11 protein-coding genes and 1 pseudogene are annotated in these 13,012 nt (G+C 70.2%); 9 read left to right on the forward strand and 3 right to left on the reverse strand.

Annotated features, from left to right (window positions below; translation table 11 throughout):
• Nucleotides 1–152 precede the first annotated feature (152 nt).
• The gene (locus A5714_RS19220) at nucleotides 153–1,520 is read left to right on the forward strand and encodes an FAD-dependent oxidoreductase (RefSeq protein ID WP_068287838.1); all 1,368 of its coding nucleotides are present in this window, start codon (nucleotides 153–155) and stop codon (nucleotides 1,518–1,520) included.
• Nucleotides 1,521–1,527: 7 nt separating this feature from the next.
• Here A5714_RS19220 and A5714_RS19225 read toward each other — a convergent pair whose 3' ends face one another.
• Nucleotides 1,528–2,322: a universal stress protein gene (locus tag A5714_RS19225; RefSeq protein WP_068287841.1), complete on the reverse strand. Its 795-nt coding sequence runs from the start codon at nucleotides 2,320–2,322 to the stop codon at nucleotides 1,528–1,530.
• Nucleotides 2,323–2,421: 99 nt separating this feature from the next.
• Nucleotides 2,422–2,817 carry a hypothetical protein gene (locus A5714_RS19230; RefSeq protein ID WP_068070434.1) on the reverse strand — a complete coding sequence of 132 codons (396 nt, stop codon included), beginning with the start codon at nucleotides 2,815–2,817 and terminating at the stop codon, nucleotides 2,422–2,424.
• A gap of 35 nt (nucleotides 2,818–2,852) precedes the next feature.
• On the opposite strand from A5714_RS19230, the gene hisN reads away from it, so the two are divergent.
• The 8 genes from hisN to A5714_RS19270 all read left to right on the forward strand — a co-directional run bounded on the left by hisN (nucleotide 2,853) and on the right by A5714_RS19270 (nucleotide 12,553).
• Nucleotides 2,853–3,638 carry a histidinol-phosphatase gene (gene hisN, locus A5714_RS19235; RefSeq protein ID WP_068287845.1) on the forward strand — a complete coding sequence of 262 codons (786 nt, stop codon included), beginning with the start codon at nucleotides 2,853–2,855 and terminating at the stop codon, nucleotides 3,636–3,638.
• A 79-nt stretch (nucleotides 3,639–3,717) separates the two neighbouring features.
• Complete coding sequence (locus A5714_RS19240; RefSeq protein WP_068287847.1) at nucleotides 3,718–5,124, forward strand: acyl-CoA dehydrogenase family protein; 1,407 nt, start codon at nucleotides 3,718–3,720, stop codon at nucleotides 5,122–5,124.
• A gap of 32 nt (nucleotides 5,125–5,156) precedes the next feature.
• The gene (locus A5714_RS19245; protein WP_068070398.1) at nucleotides 5,157–6,362 is read left to right on the forward strand and encodes an acyl-CoA dehydrogenase family protein; all 1,206 of its coding nucleotides are present in this window, start codon (nucleotides 5,157–5,159) and stop codon (nucleotides 6,360–6,362) included.
• Nucleotides 6,363–6,473: 111 nt separating this feature from the next.
• Nucleotides 6,474–7,472 (forward strand): acryloyl-CoA reductase, encoded by a 999-nt coding sequence (locus A5714_RS19250; RefSeq protein WP_068287848.1) that lies wholly within the window; start codon nucleotides 6,474–6,476, stop codon nucleotides 7,470–7,472.
• A gap of 47 nt (nucleotides 7,473–7,519) precedes the next feature.
• The gene (locus A5714_RS19255; protein WP_068287851.1) at nucleotides 7,520–8,491 is read left to right on the forward strand and encodes an NADPH:quinone oxidoreductase family protein; all 972 of its coding nucleotides are present in this window, start codon (nucleotides 7,520–7,522) and stop codon (nucleotides 8,489–8,491) included.
• Between the two features lie 587 nt (nucleotides 8,492–9,078).
• Nucleotides 9,079–10,293 (forward strand): CaiB/BaiF CoA-transferase family protein, encoded by a 1,215-nt coding sequence (locus tag A5714_RS19260; RefSeq protein ID WP_068287854.1) that lies wholly within the window; start codon nucleotides 9,079–9,081, stop codon nucleotides 10,291–10,293.
• Complete coding sequence (locus A5714_RS19265) at nucleotides 10,290–11,183, forward strand: hydroxymethylglutaryl-CoA lyase (RefSeq protein WP_068070394.1); 894 nt, start codon at nucleotides 10,290–10,292, stop codon at nucleotides 11,181–11,183. Before A5714_RS19260 ends, A5714_RS19265 begins: the two co-directional genes overlap by 4 nt.
• Nucleotides 11,184–11,314: 131 nt before the next feature.
• Complete coding sequence (locus A5714_RS19270) at nucleotides 11,315–12,553, forward strand: acyl-CoA dehydrogenase family protein (RefSeq protein ID WP_068287857.1); 1,239 nt, start codon at nucleotides 11,315–11,317, stop codon at nucleotides 12,551–12,553.
• Nucleotides 12,554–12,555: 2 nt separating this feature from the next.
• Here A5714_RS19270 and A5714_RS19275 read toward each other — a convergent pair.
• A pseudogene (locus A5714_RS19275) lies at nucleotides 12,556–12,927 on the reverse strand (phosphotransferase); the annotation flags it as partial.
• Nucleotides 12,928–13,012 lie beyond the last annotated feature (85 nt).

Genomic DNA, 13,012 nt, shown 5'->3' on the forward strand with positions numbered 1-13,012 from the left:
CGACCACGTTACCGGGGCGCCGATCTGCGGCCGCCGACGGCGAGTGTTCGCGTCACCGCCGGCGGTCCAGCGTTTAGCATCGAATCACGATCAAGTGCAGCCCCGCTGCGTGCGCCAGCCCTTGCGCGCAGTGCACGAACAGAAGGTCGAGCATGCGCCCCTATCACGTTGCCATCGTCGGCTCCGGGCCGTCGGGTTTCTTCGCCGCCGCATCTTTGTTGAAGGCGGCCGACGCCTCCGACGACATCGACGTGACCGTCGACATGTTGGAGATGCTGCCGACACCGTGGGGCCTGGTGCGCTCGGGCGTCGCGCCGGACCACCCCAAGATCAAGTCGATCAGCAAGCAATTCGAGAAGACGGCGCAGGACCCGCGGTTCCGCTTCTTCGGCAACGTGGTCGTCGGGGAGCACGTGCACGCCCACGAGCTCGCCGACCGCTACGACGCCGTCATCTACGCCGTGGGCGCGCAGTCCGACCGCGCGCTCGGCATCCCCGGCGAGGACCTGCCCGGCAGCATCGCCGCCGTCGACTTCGTCGGCTGGTACAACGCGCACCCGAGTTTCGAGGCGTCGACGCCCGACCTCTCCGGCGCGCGGGCGGTGGTCGTCGGCAACGGCAACGTCGCGCTGGACGTCGCGCGCATCCTAGTCACCGACCCCGAGGTGCTCGGACAGACCGACATCGCCGACCACGCCCTGGAGTCGCTGCGGCCGTGCGGGGTGGCCGAAGTGGTGGTGATCGGCCGGCGCGGACCGTTGCAGACCGCGTTTACCACGCTTGAGCTGCGGGAGCTTGGCGACTTGGAGAACGTCGACGTGATCGTCGACCCCGCCCAGCTGGCCGGCATCACCGACGAGGACGCGGCGGCGGCCGGGAAGACAGCCAAGCAGAACATCGCCGCGCTGCGCGACTACGCGGCCCGCGCGCCCCGCCCGGGGCACCGGCGGATCGTGCTGCGCTTCATGACGTCGCCGATAGAGATCAAGGGCGACGGCAAAGTGGAGGCCATTGTGCTCGGCCGCAACGAGCTCCGCACCACCCCGGACGGGCGGGTGACGGCCCGCGACACCGGCGAGCGCGAGGAACTGCCGGTGCAGTTGGTGGTGCGGTCGGTCGGTTACCGCGGGGTGCCGACGCCCGGCCTGCCGTTCGACGACGCATCCGCGACGATCCCCAACGCCGCCGGGCGGGTGGAGGGCAGCCGCAACGAGTACGTCGTCGGCTGGATCAAGCGCGGCCCGACCGGTGTCATCGGCACCAATAAGAAGGACTCGCAAGACACCGTCGACACCCTGTTGGCCGACTTGGCCCGCGCCGGCGACGCCGGACGGCCGGAGTTTGCCGACGACCACGCCGACGCGTTGGCCAAATGGCTCGCCGAGCGCCAGCCGAAGCTGGTCACCTCCGAGCACTGGGACGTCATCGACCGCCACGAGCGGGCGGCCGGCGAGCCGCACGGACGTCCCCGCGTCAAGCTGCCGAGCCTGGCCAAGTTGCTGCACGTCAGCCACGGCTGACCGCGGGTCACAGGTTGCGGGGCCGCACCGCCAACACCGAGCGGCCGGCGTGGTGGGCGCCGCACACGTCGAAGCGCACCTGGGTGTCGGTGACGAACAGCTGTTCGGCCTCGTCGTCGTCCAAGTACCGGTCGACGTCGCCGTCGACGACGGCGGGCTCGACGGTCACGTCGGGGTACACCCGCGCCCACTGCTCGAGGCGACGGGTCAATTGTGCGTGCGCCGACCGGGTCGCGCCGTCACCGCTGGAGGCCCCGGAAGTGGTTGTCGCGAAGGCCCGCAGCGGAAGGTGGCGAAGCCGCGCCTCCTGGAAGGCGTGGTGCATCGCCACGCCGTTCTCCGCGCGCACCACCACGCGGCGGGCGGCCGGGGCGTCTGGGCGGCCCGCCGGTCGCCCGATCACGGCCACCGGACACAGCGCGGCCTCCGCCAGCGCGGCCGCGGTGGAGCCGATGCCGTCGCGGGCGTGCCGCACTCCGACCGATCCCACGCAGATCATCGCCGCGGACCGCGACTGCTCGATCAGCCTGGTGAGCGGCCTGCCGCGCAGGACTTCCGTCTCGATCTTCACCGGCTTACCGCTCCCCTCGACGGCGCGACGGGCGACGTACAGCGCGGCCTGCGCGGCGGCGACGCGGGCACCGCGCGACGCCGGCCGCGCGGCGGCCCCCTCTTCGATCACGTAGACCAGTCGCAGCGGCACGTCGCGGCTCACCGCTTCGTCGACGGCCCAGCACGCCGCAGCGGTGGCCGCGTGCGACCCGTCGACTCCGACGACCACAGTCTGGGTTGATTCCGGCATCGCGGTCTCCTGCGTCGATGAAAGTGCCTGCACATTCGACGCTACGCGCGGTCGCCGGGCGGCCCTAGGGGCCTTGGGGCACCGGCCGCGGGTCTTTGGTCATCGCGGCGGCGGGCCCGGCGGCTGCGGCGGCACGGGCGGCACGGGCGGTTCCGTCGGCGCCGGCGGCTCGGTGGGCGCGAACCGCCAATTGTCGGGATTCTTCGACGAGTACAGCACCGGGAACAGCTGGCCGATCGTCGGCCATTGGTCCGCACCGGGATCGGCGTTGAGCACCATCCGCTGATAGACCGCATGCTCGGCCACGGTGGGGCCGTTGATCACCCCGGCGATGGTGGCGTATTGCTCACCGGTGGCGTCCGGTCGCGGGCTGACGCCGGTGACCAACAACGTCCCGCTCAACAGCTCGCCGCGGGGCCCGCGTGGGATGAACCGTTGGGCCAGGAACCCGCCCAGGACGGCCACCAGCAGCAGCAATAGACCGAATTCCCACACCCGGCCCATGGTAGGGCCGTGATAGGACTGCTGGCATGAGTCAGGACGATCTGGCGTTGGCGTTGCTGCTGGCCGACCGCGCCGACGCGCTCACCACCGCGCGGTTCGGCGCGCTCGACCTGCGGGTGGACACCAAACCCGACCTGACCCCGGTGACGGACGCCGACCGCACGGTCGAAAGCGAGCTACGCGAGGCGTTGGGGCGCCAACGCCCCGCGGACAGCGTTGTCGGCGAGGAGTTCGGCGGCGACACCTCATTCACGGGACGTCAGTGGATCATCGATCCGATCGATGGCACCAAGAACTTTGTGCGCGGTGTGCCCGTGTGGGCGAGCCTGATCGCGCTGCTCGACGACGGGGTTCCCATAGTCGGGGTGGTCAGCGCACCGGCGCTGCAACGCCGGTGGTGGGCGTCGCACGGCCGCGGCGCGTTCGTCGCCGTCGCCGACTCCGCCCCGCGCCCCCTCTCCGTTTCTGCTGTGCCACAACTGGATTCGGCGTCGCTGTCGTTTTCCAGCCTGTCCGGATGGGCGGAACTCGGGATTCACGATCGCTTTCTCGCGCTCACCGACGCCGTCTGGCGGGTGCGGGCGTTCGGCGACTTCTTCTCCTACTGCCTGCTCGCGGAGGGCGCCGTCGACATCGCCGCCGAACCCGAGGTGTCCGTATGGGATTTGGCGGCTCTCGACATCCTGGTGCGGGAAGCCGGCGGCACCTTCACGAACCTCGATGGCGCGCCGGGGCCGCATGGCGGCAGCGCGGTCGCGACCAACGGCCTGCTGCACCGACCCGTCCTCGATGCCCTGGGAGTTGTGAATTAGTTAACAGCCTGGTCCTTCTATCTTACTCGGCAGTAAGATAGCCTTGTTCCGCATTGCCCCAACGATCGAGGCTGCCGACATGACCGACACTGTTTCCGGTTCACCCAAGACGTCCACATCGCCCCGACGCCGCCGCAGGCCCGGCCCCGAGAACGGCGTCGGGCTTCGGCCCCACAAGCGCACCGGCATCGACGTCGCCATCGCGCTCATCACGCCGCTCGTCGGCCAGGAATTCCTGGACCGCTATCACCTGCGCGACCCCCTCAACGACGGCCTGCGCTACGGCACCAAGGCCATCTTCTCCACGACGGCCGCGGCGGCCCGGCAGTGGAAGCGGGTGCAAAGCGTGGGCCGCGGCCCGACCCGGCTGAAGTCCAGCGGCAAGGATTATTTCGACCTGACGCCCGACGACGACCAGAAGATGATCGTCGAGACCGTCGACGAGTTCGCCGCGGAGATCCTGCGCCCCGCCGCGGCCGACGCCGACGACGCGGCCACCTATCCGGCCGACCTGATCGCCAAGGCCGCCGAGCTCGGCATCACCGCCGTCAACATTCCCGAGGAATTCGACGGCATCGCCGAACACCGCTCCAGCGTGACCAACGTCCTGGTCGCCGAGGCGCTGGCCTACGGCGACATGGGTCTGGCCCTGCCAATCCTGGCCCCGGGCGGTGTCGCGTCGGCGCTGACCCATTGGGGCAGCGCCGATCAGCAGGCCACCTATCTGCCGGAGTTCGCCGGCGACAACGTGCCGCAGGCCTGCGTCGCGATCGCCGAGCCGCAACCGCTGTTCGACCCGACGCGACTCAAGACCACCGCCGTGCGGACGCCGAGCGGTTACCGCCTCGACGGCGTCAAGTCGCTCGTCCCCGCCGCGGCCGACGCCGAGCTGTTCATCGTCGGCGCGCAGCTCAACGGCAAGCCGGCGCTGTTCATCGTCGAGGCGGCGACGAAAGGTGTTGCCGTCAAGCCTAATCCGAGCATGGGTCTGCGCGCGGCGGCCCTCGGCCAGATCGAACTGTCCGGCGTGACGGTCCCGCTGAGCGCCCGGCTGGGCGAGGACGACGCGACCGACGGTGACTATTCCGAGGCGCTCGCGCTGTCCCGCTTGGGCTGGGCGGCGCTGGCCGTCGGCACCTCGCACGCCGTGCTCGATTACGTCGTGCCCTACGTCAAGGAGCGCGAAGCCTTCGGTGAGCCCATCGCGCACCGGCAGGCCGTCGCCTTCATGTGCGCCAACATCGCCATCGAGTTGGACGGACTGCGCCTGATCACCTGGCGCGGCGCCGCCCGCGCCGAACAGGGTCTCAGCTTCATCCGCGAAGCGGCGCTGGCCAAGCGCCTCGGCGCCGACAAGGGCATGCAGATCGGCCTGGACGGCGTTCAGCTGCTGGGCGGTCACGGCTTCACGAAGGAACACCCGGTCGAACGCTGGTACCGCGATCTGCGGGCCATCGGCGTCGCCGAGGGCGTCGTCGTCATCTAGCACCTCCTCAACTTCGATCCGAAAGTCCAATCATGGCAATCAATTTGGAGCTCCCTCGCAAGTTGCAGACGGTGGCCGTCACCACCCATCAGGGTGCCGCCGAGCTGATGCGGCCCATCGGCCGCAAATACGACCTGGCCGAGCACGCCTACCCGGTCGAACTCGACACCCTGTTCAAGATGTTCGAAGGGGCGTCCGCGTCGACCGACATGGCGGGGGCCAACTCCCTGCGCGCGGAAGGCCAGGCCGGCGACCAGAACCGCAACGGCGCCAACATGGCCGCGCTGCTGCAGACGCTGGAGGCGAGCTGGGGCGACGTCGCGATGATGCTGTCGGTGCCCTATCAGGGCCTCGGCAACGCGGCCATCTCCGCCGTGGCGACCGACGAGCAGCTCGAGCGGTTGGGCAAGGTGTGGGCGGCGATGGCCATCACCGAACCCGACTTCGGCTCGGACTCGGCGGCGGTCTCGACGACGGCCAAGCTGGACGGCGACGAATACGTCATCAACGGTGAAAAGATCTACGTGACAGCGGGTTCGCGCGCCACGCACATCGTGGTGTGGGCCACCCTGGACAAGTCCAAGGGCCGCGCCGCGATCAAGTCGTTCATCGTCCCACGCGAGCACCCCGGCGTCACCGTCGAGCGCCTCGAACGCAAGCTCGGCATCAAGGGCTCCGACACGGCGGCGATCCGGTTCGACAACGTCCGCATTCCCAAGGAGAACCTGCTGGGCAACCCCGAGATTGAGGTCGGCAAGGGCTTCTCCGGGGTAATGGAGACCTTCGACAACACCCGGCCGATCGTGGCCGCCATGGCCATCGGCGTCGGACGCGCCGCGTTGGAGGAGATCCGCAAGATCCTCACCGACGCCGGCGTGGAAATCTCCTATGACCAGCCGTCGCACGTGCAGAGCGCCGCGGCGTCGGAATTCCTGCGGATGGAGGCCGATTGGGAATCGGCCTATCTGCTTGCGCTGCGCGCCGCGTGGCAGGCGGACAACAAGATCCCGAACTCCAAAGAGGCCTCGATGAGCAAGGCCAAGGCGGGGCGGATGGCCAGTGACGTCACCCTCAAGTCCGTCGAATTGGCCGGCACGGCAGGCTATTCCGAACAGTCGCTGCTGGAGAAGTGGGCACGCGACTCGAAGATCCTCGACATCTTCGAGGGCACCCAGCAGATTCAGCAGCTAGTGGTCGCCCGCCGCCTGCTGGGCCTGTCGTCGGCCGAGCTCAAATAGCGTCAGCCGGCGGCGTTCATCCGTTGGCGCACCGCGTCGTCGAGTTCGGTCCGCGAGACAGAGCACCGACCGAGTGGGAAGGAACTCGTCGGCCGAGGCTAGCGTCGAGGCATGGACACGTTTCAAGCGCTCGTTGCGCGCCAAGATGGTGACCGGATAACGACCTCGATCGAAACGCTGGGCAACTCCGACCTGCCGCCCGGTGACGTGACAATCCGGGTGCTGTACTCGAGCGTCAACTACAAAGACGCGTTGGCGCTGACGCCCGGCGGCGGGGTGGTGCGCAATTATCCGGTGGTGCCGGGCATCGACCTGACCGGCGAAGTCGTCGACTCCGCATCGCCCGACTTCGCCGTCGGCGACCAGGTATTGGCTCACGGGTACGCGATCGGCACCGGCCACCACGGCGGCTACGCCGAGTACGCGCGGTTGCCCGCCGACCAGGTGGTGCCGCTGGGCCCCCTCAGCCCGCACGAGGGCGCCGCGATCGGCACCGCCGGGTTCACCGCGGGGATGAGCGTGCAGGCACTCCTGGATTGGGGCATCGCGCCCGACGCCGGCCCCATCGTGGTCACGGGCGCCACCGGCGGCGTGGGCTCGGTCAGCGTGGACCTGCTGGCGGCTGCCGGTTATCAGGTGGTGGCGTCGACCGGCAAGGCCGACGCGGCCGACCGCTTGAAAAGCCTTGGTGCCGCGGAGGTTATCGGTCGGCTACCCGCCGACCCCGACGCCAAGCCGCGACCGTTGGGCAAGGCGCGCTGGGCGGGCGCCGTGGACTGCGTGGGCGGCGCGACCCTCGCCGACGTGCTCAGCACCGTCGACTACGGCGGCGCGGTCGCGGCCAGCGGGCTCACCGGCGGCCCGGCGCTGAACACCACGGTGATGCCGTTCATCCTGCGCGGCGTCGCGCTGCTGGGCATGGATTCGGTCCTGATGCCGATCGGGCGGCGCCGTGAGCTGTGGGCCCGCCTGGGCGATACGTTGCGGCCCCGTCACCTGGACTCGCTGGTGACCGACGTCGACGTCAAGGACGTGGTGGGCGCGATCGACCGGGTGCGTGCCGGTGAGTTCTCCGGGCGCGCGGTGGTGCGGGTCGCCGGTGGTTTCTGAGTCGGCATACGCTGGGCGGGCGCTGATCGGCTGACGACGGAGGTGGCATGCGCGCGATACGGGTGACCCGGCTGGACGGTCCTGACGCGGTCGAGTTGGCCGACATCGACGAGCCGGCCGGCGAGGGCGTGGTGGTCGACGTGCACGCGGCCGGCGTAGCGTTTCCCGACGCGCTGCTCACCCGCGGCCTCTACCAGTACCGCCCCGATCCGCCGTTCGTGCTGGGCGCCGAGATCGCCGGGGTGGTCCGCTCCGCGTCCGACGACGCCCACGTGCGGCCCGGGGACCGGGTGGTCGGCCTGACGATGCTCGCGGGCGGCATGGCCGAGGTCGCCGTGTTGTCGCCCGACCGCGTGTTCAAGCTGCCCGACAACGTCAGCTTCGAGGCGGGCGCCGGGTTGTTGTTCAACGACCTGACCGTGTATTTCGCGTTGACGACGCGCGGGCGGCTGCAGCGGGGCGAGACGGTGCTGGTGCACGGAGCGGCCGGAGGCATCGGCACCTCCGGGCTGCGGCTGGCGCCGGCGCTGGGGGCTTCGCGCAGCATCGCGGTGGTCAGCACGCCGGAGAAGGCCGACATCGCCACCGCCGCCGGTGCCACGGACGTGGTCCTGGCCGACGGGTTCAAGGACGCGGTCAAGGAACTGACCGACGGCCGCGGGGTCGACATCGTCCTCGACCCCGTCGGCGGCGATCGGTTCACCGATTCGTTGCGTTCCCTGGCCCCCGGTGGGCGGCTTCTGGTGGTCGGCTTCACCGGCGGCGAAATTCCTACCGTCAAGGTAAACAGGTTGCTGCTCAACAACATTGACGTGGTCGGCGTGGGTTGGGGCGCGTGGACGGGACGCCACCCCGGCGCGCTGGCCGAGCAGTGGGCCGGCCTCGAACGGCTGCTCACGTCTGGCGAGCTCGCCGCCCCCGAGCCCGCGGTCTACTCGCTGGACGAGGCGGGCGCCGCCATCGCGTCGCTGGAGAACCGCACCGCGAAGGGCAAGGTCGTTCTGCGGGTACGCGGCTAGGGGCGGCGCGCTTGCGGCGCGCTTCCGGCGTGCTTCGGGGCGGCCGCTCTCCGCGGTGATAGGCGAAGTGCCCGCCTCACAGCGACACCGCGGTTAGCGAGCGGCACGCTACGCGGCGCATTCTTCAGTTGTCGCTATGAGGTGGGCACAAAACCAGTCGACTCCGGACTGGGACCGCTGGGGCTCCTGAGCCCACGCGCGCGCCCGTCGGCCCCTTGTGCGGTGCAGTAGCGAAAACTAACGTCACTTTTCAGTTTTGCGCTCGTCGCCCCCGCCGTCAGGAGAGTTGGGTTCGTCGTGCACGGCACCTTGGCAGACCCCAACACGCCGCGGTTGGCTGTCGCGCCGCAACGGCGACGACGCCCGTGGTGACCGGCTGGCCTGTAGTCCCCCGACATTCCGGCGCCATCGATGAGTAATGTTGCCGACGAGCCAAGCCACAACCGCTGGCCACTCGACGGGCACCAGGACGAGGATATGCACGACATTCGCTGCGCCACAGGACATTACGCGGGCCAAGGCCACCGCGACAGGCGGGGCGCCGTCGTCACCGATTGCCAAGCCGGGCACCGCTTCGCGGGTGCGCGATGACGTCACCCGGCGCGGCGGGACCCCTCGACGGCATCCGGGCCCTCGAACTGGGCACCCTGATCGCCGGCCCCTTCACCGGCCGGCTGCTGGGCGACATGGGCGCCGACGTCATCAAGGTGGAGCTGCCGGGGGCCCCGGACCCGCTGCGAACCTGGGGCCAGGCGGAGCTCGACGGCCACCACGTGTTCTGGACGGTGCACGCCCGCAACAAGCGCGCCGTCACCCTGGACCTGCGCCATCCGCGGGGCCGCGAGCTGTTTCTCGACCTCGTCGCCGAGTCGGACATCGTGGTCGAGAACTTCCGCCCCGGCACGCTGGAGAAATGGGACCTCGGCTACGACGTGCTGCGCGACCGCAACCCCGGCGTCATCCTGGTCCGCGTCTCCGGTTACGGCCAGACCGGCCCGGACGCGCGCAAGGCCGGGTACGCCTCGGTCGCCGAGGCCGCTAGCGGATTGCGGCACCTCAACGGCTTCCCCGGCGGCCCGCCGCCGCGGCTGGCGCTCTCGCTCGGCGACAGCCTCGCCGGCATGTTCGGCGCCCAGGGCGCGCTGGCCGCGCTGTACCGCCGCAGCGTCACCGGTCGCGGCCAGGTGGTGGACGTCGCGCTGACCGAATCGTGTTTGGCTGTACAGGAATCCACGATCCCCGACTACGACCTCGGCGGCGTGGTGCGCGGACCGTCGGGCACCCGACTCGAGGGCATCGCGCCGTCGAACATCTACCGCACCGCCGACGGCTCCTGGGTGGTGATCGCCGCAAACCAGGACACGGTATTCGCACGCCTGTGCAAGGTGATGGGGCGCCCGGAGCTGGCCACCGACGACCGGTTCGACACCCACGTCGCCCGCGGCCGCAACCAAGACGAGCTCGACGAGATCATCGGCGAATGGGCGGCAGCGCGGCAACCCGCCGACATCATCGACACGCTGAGCGCTGCCGGTGTCATCGCCGGACCCATCAACACGGTGGCCGAGGTGGTCGCGGACCCGCAGCTGCGCGCCCGCGGCATGCTGGTCGAGCACTACGACGAGCGCGTCGGGCGCACCGTGCTGGGGCCGGGCGTGGTGCCGGTCCTCTCCGAGTCGCCGGGCGCCGTGCGCAGCGCCGGCCCCGCTCGACCGGGGCAGCACAACGACGAGGTCTACCTGGGGCTGCTGGGCCTGACACGAAAAGAACTCGACGAGCTGCGGACCGAGGGGGTGCTGTGACCAAGGTCGACATTCGTGAGGTGGCGCTGCGCGACGGGTTGCAGATCGAGAAGCCGATCCCGTTGTCGGCCAAGCTCGAACTGCTGGCCGCCGTGGCGGCGACCGGTGTGCGCGAGGTCGAGGCCACCGCATTCGTGTCCCCGTCCAAGGTTCCGTCGATGGCCGACGCCGCCGAGCTCGCCGCCCACTTGCGGGACTATCCCGATATCGAATTCTCGGCGCTGGTCGCGAGCGCGGGCGGCGCCAAGCGGGCCGTCGCGGCCGGGTTGCGTTCGATCGAGTACGTCGTCGCCGCCGACGACACCTTCAGCAACGCCAACGTGGGACGCACCAGCGCTGAGGCCACCGAGCAGATCGGCGAGATCGTCGGCATCGCGCACGACTCCGGCGCCACGGTCGAAGTCGTCGTCGCGACGGCCTGGGACTCCCCCTTCGAGGGCGCGACCCCGCCGCAGCGGGTGCTGGAGATCGCCACCGCCGCCCGCGGCGCGGGGGCCGACCGGTTCTGCATCGCCGACACCATCGGCACCGTCACACCGGGTCGGGTGAATTCGCTTGTCGCGCAACTGCGCCCGGTCATCGGCGACCTGCCGCTGGGCGCGCACTTCCACAACACCCGCGGCTCGGGACTGGCCAGCGCCTACGCCGCCGTGCAGTGCGGAGTCACCCGCCTGGACGCGTCGGCGGGCGGCCTGGGCGGCTGCCCCTTCGCGCCCGGCGCCACGGGCAACATCGCCACCGAGGATCTAGTTTATCTGCTGCGCGACAGCGGCATCGAGGTCGATATCGACCTGCAGGCGGCCATCGCCGCCGCCCGCGTCGCGAAATCCGTTGTCGGCCATGACCTTCCCAGTGCGCTGCTGCGGGCCGGGGACCGGATCCGTGACTGATCTCCGCCCCCGGGCAACACCGGCGCTGACGGCCGAGGGCCGGCGCAGCCCGGTAACGTCGGCGGGAGGTTTTATCTCGGCGGCTTCGCCGGTAGGGACGAACACTGGCCGCGCGGACCCGAGGAGATAACGTGGATTTCACTTTGCCCGAACACCTTCCGGGTGTGCTCGCCGAGATGGACGAGTTCATCGAAGCCGAGATCAAGCCGCTGGAACGCGACAACATCCAGTACTTCGACAAGCGCCGCGAACATGCCCGCACCGACTGGGACAACGACGGCATCCCCACCGACGAGTGGGAAAACCTCCTTGCCGAAATGCGCAGGCGCGCCGACCAAGCCGGCTGGCTGCGCTACGGGCTGCCGGCGTCGTTAGGGGGCCGCGACGGCAGCAACCTCGACATGGCCGTGATCCGCGAACACCTGGCGCACCGCGGCCTGGGACTGCACAACGATCTGCAGAACGAATCGTCGATCGTCGGGAACTTCCCGCAGGTGATCATGATGGAGCGCTTCGGCACCGACGAACAACGCCGAGTGTGGTCGGAGGCGCTGATCACCGGTGAGCGCTCGATGGCGTTCGGTCTGACCGAACCCCAACACGGCTCGGACGCGACCTGGCTAGAGACCCGCGCGCAGGCCGACGGCGACGGCTGGGTGCTCAACGGCGCCAAACGGTTCAACACCGGAGTGCACCGGGCCACCCACGACCTGGTATTCGCGCGGACGTCCGGGGAGCCCGGCGCCGCCCTGGGCATCACCGCCTTCCTGGTGCCCACCGATGCGCCCGGTTTCACCGTCCCGTACTACTGGTGGACCTTCAACATGCCCACCGACCACGGCGAGGTCGAGCTCACCGACGTGCGGGTGCCGGCCGACGCCGTGCTGGGTGAGGTGGACCGCGGGCTGGAGGTCGCCCAGACCTTTCTGCACGAGAACCGGATTCGGCAGGCGGCCAGCAGCCTGGGCGCGGCGCAGTACTGCATCGACCGGGCCGCCGAATACGCCGGGGCGCGCCGGGTTTTCGGCAAGCCGCTGTCGGTCAACCAGGCCGTGCAGTGGCCGCTGGCCGAGCTGCAGACCGAAGCCCAGATGGTCCGGCTGTTGGTGCACTACGCGGCCTGGCACCTGGACCGCGACCACCACATGGAGGTGTCGGACAAGGTTTCGATGGCCAACTATCGCGCAAACCGGCTGGTGTGCGACGCCGCCGACCGGGCCATGCAGATCTTCGGCGGCCTCGGCTACAGCCGGCACGAGCCGTTCGAGCACATCTACCGCCATCACCGGCGGTACCGCATCACCGAGGGCGCCGAGGAGATTCAGATCCGCCGGGTGGCCCAGCGCCTGTTGAAGTTCGGCGCAAAGTGACGGGCCCGGGCCGCGCGGCCACCGGCGGCGTCGAGCTGGCGTTGGATGCGCCGGACGATGGTCTCGCCACGGACCTCGTCGCAGATGAGATACGGGGTGCCCAAGGCGTCAAGGGAATCGGCGGCGATTAGGACGTGCGGGACGGGCGCGCCCGCCGCCGCGGCGGCGGCCTGGGCGCTGGCCTCGAGCTCCATGCCGGCGTGCACGGCCTCGGGCGGCCCGGTACGCAGGATGAGCGAGCGGCGTCGTCCGGCCAGGTCCGCGTCGAACGCCCAGGTGGTCCGGCTGGCGCCGCCGGTCAGGGCGCGCAGGTTCTCGATCGCGGGCTCACCGCCGAGCACCGGCGCCAGCACGCCGCGCAGCGCGAGCGCCAGGTCGACGGCGGTGGCCGCGCGGCCCGGGCCCGTCACTTTGCGCCGAACTTCAACAGGCGCTGGGCCACCCGGCGGATCTGAATCT

The organism is Mycobacterium sp. E2462, from assembly GCF_001672685.1.
Taxonomy (GTDB): domain Bacteria; phylum Actinomycetota; class Actinomycetes; order Mycobacteriales; family Mycobacteriaceae; genus Mycobacterium.